We start from the raw sequence: 6300 nt of genomic DNA, 5'->3' as shown, positions 1-6300 counted from the left end.
CTGATCGAGAAGCCCGCCGCGGCCCCCGCGCCCGCTGGCAATCCGATGCCGGGCGGCCTGCCCGGCGGCCTCCCGGGAGGGGCCCAGGCGCCCCCGGCACGCCGGCCGATCCAGGCCGTGACGCCACCGATCGCCATCCCGCCGCGCGAGCCGGAAGGCGAGTGATTCCCATCCATCCTGAAAGGGCGGCTCCGGCCGCCCTTTTTTGTTGCCCCGGATGCCGGCTTGTCAGCGCGGCGGGGACCGCTAAAACCCGCCCGTGACTTACGACTTCGACGCCCCCATCGCCCGCGCGGGCACGGGCTGCATCAAATTCGACCGCCGGCCGGAACTCGATCCGTTCTGGGTCGCCGACATGGATTTCGCCTCCGCCCCGGAAATCCTCGAGGCCCTCCACGCCCGGGTGAACCACGGTGTCTTCGGTTACGCCCAGGCCCACGCCGGCCTCAACGAGGCGATCGACCTCTACCTCACCCAACGCCGCGGCGTCAGCGTCCCCAACGAGCAGGTTGTCCACCTCGGCGGGCTGGTTCCGGCGCTTTCCCTCGCCGGCCGCGCCTTCTGCAAGCCCGGCGAGGCGATGATGACCTGCACCCCGGTTTACCCGCCGTTCATCGGCGTCCACCACGACGGGGGCTCCACCCTGATCACCGTCGACCACATTGAAGTCGACGGCCGCTGGACCTTCGATTGGGAGGCCATGGAAGCCGCCGTCACGCCGGAGACCCGGGTCTTCCTGCTGTGCAACCCGCAAAACCCCCTCGGCACCGTCTTTACCGCCGCCGAAGTCGAGAAGCTCGCCTGCTTCTGCGCCGACCGCGGCATCGTGCTGGTGTCCGACGAGATCCACTGCGACCTCGTCCTCGATGAGGAAAAGACCCCGCATTTCTCCGCCCTCCAGCTGCCCGAAGAGCTCCGCCGCAACACCATCACCCTGCTCTCACCGAGCAAGACCTGGAACATCGCCGGCCTCGGCTACGCCTTCGCCGTCATCCCCGACGACTCCATCCGGCGCCGCTTCACCGCGCAACGCGGCCACACGCTGACCGAGATCAACGCCCTTTCCTACTACGCCGCGGAAGCCGCCTACCGCCACGGCGAACCCTGGCGCCAACAGCTCCTCGCCTACCTCCGCGGCAACCGGGCCGCCCTCGACGAGGCCATCGGCAAACTCGGACCCGCCCTTAAAATCGTCCCCGGAGAGGCCACCTACCTCGCCTGGATCGATGCCCGCGGCATGGAGGTCCAGAATCCCGCCATCCATTTCGAGAAGAAAGCCGGCCTGTTCCTCTCCGACGGCGCCTTCTTCGGCTGGCCCGGCTGGATCCGCTTCAATTTCGCCTGCACCCGCGCCCGCATGCTCGAGGGACTCGGGAAATTGGCAGCCGCCCTCTGAGTCCGGGGATTGCCAGCCCGCCGGACATCCCTACACTGCCGCCATGCGCCTCGCCGTCCTTGCGTTCCTCGCGTTGCTTTCCATCGCTTCCGCCGACCACGTCATCCTGACCGGCGGCCCGGCGCTCCGGAAATGGGAGAACCTCCGCGTCCCGCAGGACCAACACGACCGCTGGTGGGCGAATTTCATCCGTGCCTCGACCCTGCGGATGGTCGAGATCCGCAAGGCCTACGGCGAAAGCGCGCCGATCGTCTGGATCGTCTACCGTCCCGGCTACCAGACCCGCGGCCGGGAAGACGGCAAGCCCTACACCAGCTGGATCACCGACCTTGCCCGCAAGCGCAACTGCTCGCTGGTCTGGGTCGACAGCAGCGGCGGGCTGATTTCCGCCATGAACCAGCGCCCGCGCGGCTCGGTGTCGACCTTCGACTACTTCGGCCACTCGAACAAACACTGCTTCATGCTCGACTACGGCAACGACATCATGGCCGTCAGCACCGCCTGGCTGCATGAGCGCGACCTCCACAAGATCCGTTCCTCGATCTTCAGCAAGGACAGCTACTGCAAGAGCTGGGGCTGCCACACCGCCGAGAGCATGAGCGGCCATTGGAAAGGTGCGTTCGGCGTGAAGCTCGAAGGCGCCCGGGGGCCGACCGACTACTCGATGGTCGGCCGCGGCCAGCTTCCGTCCGGCAAGGGCTGGGTGCGCTGAGCCGCGATTTCAGAATATCAAACCCAAGAATTTCAGCCCTTTCATCTCCATGCTTTTCGCCGAACTCAAGCGCCTCCATTCCCTGCCCTTCTTCGAACTCCTCAAGCAGGCGCGGGCCGTGCACGAAGCCAACTGGCCGGAAAACGACGTCCAGCTCTGCACCCTGCTTTCGATCAAGACCGGCGGCTGCTCCGAGGACTGCTCCTACTGTGCCCAGTCGGCCCGCTACAACTCCGGCGTCGAGGCCGAGCGCCTGATGAGCAAGGAAGCGATCATGGAGCGTGCCAAGGCCGCCCGCGACACCGGCTCGACCCGCTTCTGCATGGGCGCCGCCTGGCGCGGCGTGCGCGGCGGGACCCAGCGCTTCGAGCAGGTCCTCGACATCGTCCGCGACGTCTCGACCCTCGGCATGGAAGTCTGCGTGACCCTCGGCGAACTCGGCGCCGACGAGGCCAAGGCGCTCAAGGAAGCCGGCGTCACCGCCTACAACCACAACCTTGACACCTCGCCGGAGCATTATCCGAACATCGTCACAACCCACACCTACGACGACCGCCTGCGCACCATCCGGCACGCCCAGGACGCCGGCATGTCGGTCTGCTGCGGCGGCATCCTCGGCCTCGGCGAGACCACCGACGACCGCTTGAAAATGCTCGAGGTCATCTCCGAGTTCAACCCGCAGCCGGAGAGCGTGCCGATCAACTCGCTGATGCCGATGCCCGGCACCCCGCTGGAGGGCAAGGAGGCCGTCGACGGCTTCGACGTCGCCCGCATGATCGCCGTGACCCGCATTGCCGTGCCGAAGGCCAAAGTCCGCCTCTCCGCCGGCCGCACCCGCATGTCGGACGAAACCCAGGCCCTTTGCTACTTCGCCGGCGCCAACTCGATTTTCTACGGCGACAAGCTGCTCACCGCGGCCAATCCGGCGATCGAAAAGGACCGCACCCTGCTTGCAAAACTCGGCCTCGGCACCCTGGCGCCGAATCCGGGCATGGCCGCTCCCGCCTGCGAGGAAGAGCGCCCGCTAAGCCCCTGCTGCGGCTGACCGCCCCCGGATCCGGGGGCCAGAACCGTCCCGATTTCCCCTTGAATGCCGGGACAGCGCGCGGAGTCTTAGGGGCCGATGAAAGTCCTCGCCGCGCTACTCGCCCTCAGCCTGACCGCCCTGGCGGATTGGAAATCGGAGATCACGCCGGCGAAGCTGGGTCCGCATCCGAAGCTGGCCCCCCAGCAATTCACCTACCGCCTGTCGTGGAATGGTATGGTGAACGCCGGCGAACTGACCTTCACTTTCGGCAAGCCCGACCCCAAGTTCCCCTCCGACTACGTGGCGCGTGCCCACGGCGGCAGCTCCGGCATTGCCGCCAAGCTCTACAAGCACAAGGTCGCCCTGGTCTCCCGGCTCGATCCCGCCACGTTGCGGCCGCGTGCCTACGTCGGCATCCAGGATGAGGGTGACGAGATCAACACCACCCACAGCACCTGGGCGGGAACCCGGGTGAAAATCGAGCAATCGATCCGCCTCCCGAAAAGCGGCAAGCAGGCCACCGCCGGTTCCGAGTTCCGCTTCACGCCGGTTCACGACCTTTTCTCGGCGATGCTGCACGTCCGCAGCCACCGGCTCGCCGATGGCGACACCCTCAGCCTTCCGCTCTTGCCCTTCGACAAGCCCTACCTGATGCGCGTGAAAGTCCTCGGCCGGGAAAAGTTCAAGAACCGGGACACCATCAAACTCGACGTGGCGATCCAGAAGATCGATCCCAAGACCAAAGCCCTTCTGCCCTACAAGAAGATGAAGAGCTCGACGCTCTGGCTCTCCGACGATGCCAACCGCATCCCGGTTGAGCTGCGGTCGGAGATCTTCATCGGCGACGTGAGGATGACGCTGGCGGATGCCAAGGTGCTGTGATCCAGCGGCGGGACGGATTAACTTGCGTAGATCTACGCGTTTCAATTACGTCCGATTTTGGGAATGTTAAATGCTATTCAGGCCCATCTGAATTTCAATGCGTTGCGGAATGCGCAATTCCCCAACCTGACCATCTCCCCTCGAATGACTGCCAATAATCAGGATGAATTGATGCGCTGCCTCGACACCGAGCTCGCTACCATGGACCCACACAGCGCCGAACGGCTCTGCAAGATCCTGCGCGGCCTCTTTTCCTGCATGCAGGATCTCAACGAGCGGCTCACGGTTTTGGAGAACCCCGCCACGCGACCCTCACCCGAACAGAACTGACTCAGCATCAGTTCGCTTGCATCCTTAGAGGTATTTATCCGTCACCGCGCCTTCACTGGCCGAGGTCGTCAGCTTCGCGAACTTGGCCAAAACCCCCCGGGTGTAGCGCGGCGGTGGCTGCGTCCAGTTTTCGCGGCGAGCCTTCATCGCGTCCTCGTCGACATCGACCGAGATCGTGTTGTTCGCGGCGTCGATGGTGATGACGTCCCCTTCGACCAGCAACCCGATCGGTCCGCCATCGTGGGCTTCGGGCGTGATGTGACCGACCACGAAACCATGGCTGCCTCCCGAGAAGCGGCCGTCGGTGATCAGCGCCACGGTCTTGCCCAGCCCGCGGCCCATGATGGCGCTCGTTGGCCCGAGCATTTCGCGCATGCCCGGCCCGCCCTTCGGCCCCTCACGCCGGATCACGATCACGTCGCCATCGACGATCTCGCCCCCGAGAATCGCCTTCATCCCCTCGTCCTCGGAGTCGAACACGCGGGCGCGTCCGGTGAAGGCCTCGCCCTCCTTCCCGGTGATCTTGGCGACCGCCCCGCCGGGAGCGAGGTTCCCGTAGAGGATGCGCAGATGGCTGTCCTTCTTGATGGGATTGTCCAGCGGGCGGATGATTTGCTGGTCCTCCGGGTAGCGGAGCGGCGAGTTCGCGAGATTCTCCGCGAGCGTCTTGCCGGTGACCGTCAGGCAGTCGCCGTGCAGCAGCCCGGCCTCGAGGAGGATGCGCAACAGCGGCACGGTGCCGCCGATTTTCACCAAGGCCGCCATCGAGTATTTGCCGGACGGCTTCAGGTCAGCGAGCAAGGGGACGCGCTTGCCGATCTCCGTGAAGTCGTCGATGGAAAGCTCCACCTCGGCCGCGTGCGCCATCGCCAGCAGATGCAACACCGCGTTGGTCGACCCACCGAGCGCGATCACCACCGTGATGGCGTTCTCGAAGGCCCTGCGGGTCATGATGTCCCGGGGCTTGATGCCGCTCCGGATCATGTTCATCACCGCGGCCCCGGCATCGAAACAGTCCCGCATCTTGTCCTCGGAAACCGCGGCTTGGGCGGAAGAATTCGGCAGCGACATCCCGAGTGCCTCGATCGCCGAGGCCATCGTGTTGGCGGTGTACATCCCGCCGCAGGAGCCCTCGCCCGGGATCGCGCAGGACTCGACGGTTTCCAGCTCCTCGTCGGAGTACTCGCCGGCCGCATGCTTGCCCACCGCCTCGAACACCGAGACGATGTCGAGGTCCCTTTCCTCTCCCTTGATGGTCGCGCAGCCAGGCAGGATGGTGCCGCCGTAGACGAAGACCGACGGCCGGTTCATCCGCGCCATCGCCATCACGCAGGCCGGCATGTTCTTGTCACACCCGCCGATCGCCACGAATCCGTCCATCCCCTCGCAGCCCACCACGGTCTCGATCGAATCCGCGATCACCTCGCGGGAAACCAGCGAGTATTTCATTCCCTCGGTTCCCATCGAGATCCCGTCGGAAATGGTGATGGTGTTGAAAATCACCGACTTGCCCCCTGCCGCATCCGCTCCCTTGGCAGACTCTTTCGCCAGGCGGTCGATATGGATGTTGCAGGGCGTGACCTGCGACCAGGTCGACGCGATACCGATGTTCGGCTTGGAAAAATCCTCCTTTTTGAATCCGACGGCATAAAGCATCGCACGCGACGGCGCACGATCGGGACCGTCGAGCATGGGCGAGGAAAAGGGGCGGCTGGCGTCGGACATCGACTGGAAAAATAGGCGGGCCGCGGCGCGCCGCCAAGAGCCGAGTGATCCAGGCCCCGGACATTCTCCGGCGGAAAAATGTCTCCGGTCCGGTTCTTCCGTCCGCTCCTACGGCCACCACTTGGTGAATACAGGACCTTTTGTCTAAGATTTTTGGGCGAAGTCAGAAAATCCTCTTGCCGTGGCCGCAAATAACATCCGATGTAAATACCGCGTTAATTGCAGGTT

General features: G+C 64.9%; 6 protein-coding genes. 5 read left to right on the top strand and 1 reads right to left on the bottom strand.

What is annotated here, in order from left to right:
* The first annotated feature begins 259 nt into the window (after positions 1-259).
* The 5 genes from IG178_RS02930 (at position 260) to IG178_RS02910 (ending at position 4347) form a co-directional block, all read left to right on the top strand.
* The gene (locus IG178_RS02930; RefSeq protein WP_193211003.1) at positions 260-1396 is read left to right on the top strand and encodes a PatB family C-S lyase; all 1137 of its coding nucleotides are present in this window, start codon (positions 260-262) and stop codon (positions 1394-1396) included.
* A gap of 43 nt (positions 1397-1439) precedes the next feature.
* A complete protein-coding gene (locus IG178_RS02925; protein WP_193211002.1) occupies positions 1440-2108 on the top strand; it encodes a hypothetical protein in 669 nt (222 codons plus the stop codon).
* 49 nt (positions 2109-2157) lie between these two features.
* Positions 2158-3153 (top strand): biotin synthase BioB, encoded by a 996-nt coding sequence (gene bioB / locus IG178_RS02920; protein WP_193211001.1) that lies wholly within the window; start codon positions 2158-2160, stop codon positions 3151-3153.
* Between the two features lie 78 nt (positions 3154-3231).
* The gene (locus IG178_RS02915) at positions 3232-4017 is read left to right on the top strand and encodes a DUF3108 domain-containing protein (protein WP_193211000.1); all 786 of its coding nucleotides are present in this window, start codon (positions 3232-3234) and stop codon (positions 4015-4017) included.
* 144 nt (positions 4018-4161) lie between these two features.
* Entirely contained in the window at positions 4162-4347 is a 186-nt protein-coding gene (locus IG178_RS02910) for a hypothetical protein (protein ID WP_193210999.1), read from the top strand.
* Positions 4348-4371: 24 nt separating this feature from the next.
* On the opposite strand, the gene ilvD is transcribed toward IG178_RS02910, so the two are convergent.
* Complete coding sequence (gene ilvD, locus IG178_RS02905) at positions 4372-6072, bottom strand: dihydroxy-acid dehydratase (RefSeq protein WP_193210998.1); 1701 nt, start codon at positions 6070-6072, stop codon at positions 4372-4374.
* Positions 6073-6300: the final 228 nt, after the last annotated feature.

Source organism: Neoluteolibacter marinus (assembly GCF_014904755.1).
In the GTDB taxonomy this organism is placed as follows: domain Bacteria; phylum Verrucomicrobiota; class Verrucomicrobiia; order Verrucomicrobiales; family Akkermansiaceae; genus Haloferula; species Haloferula marina.
This window is presented reverse-complemented; position numbering and strand designations above follow the sequence as displayed.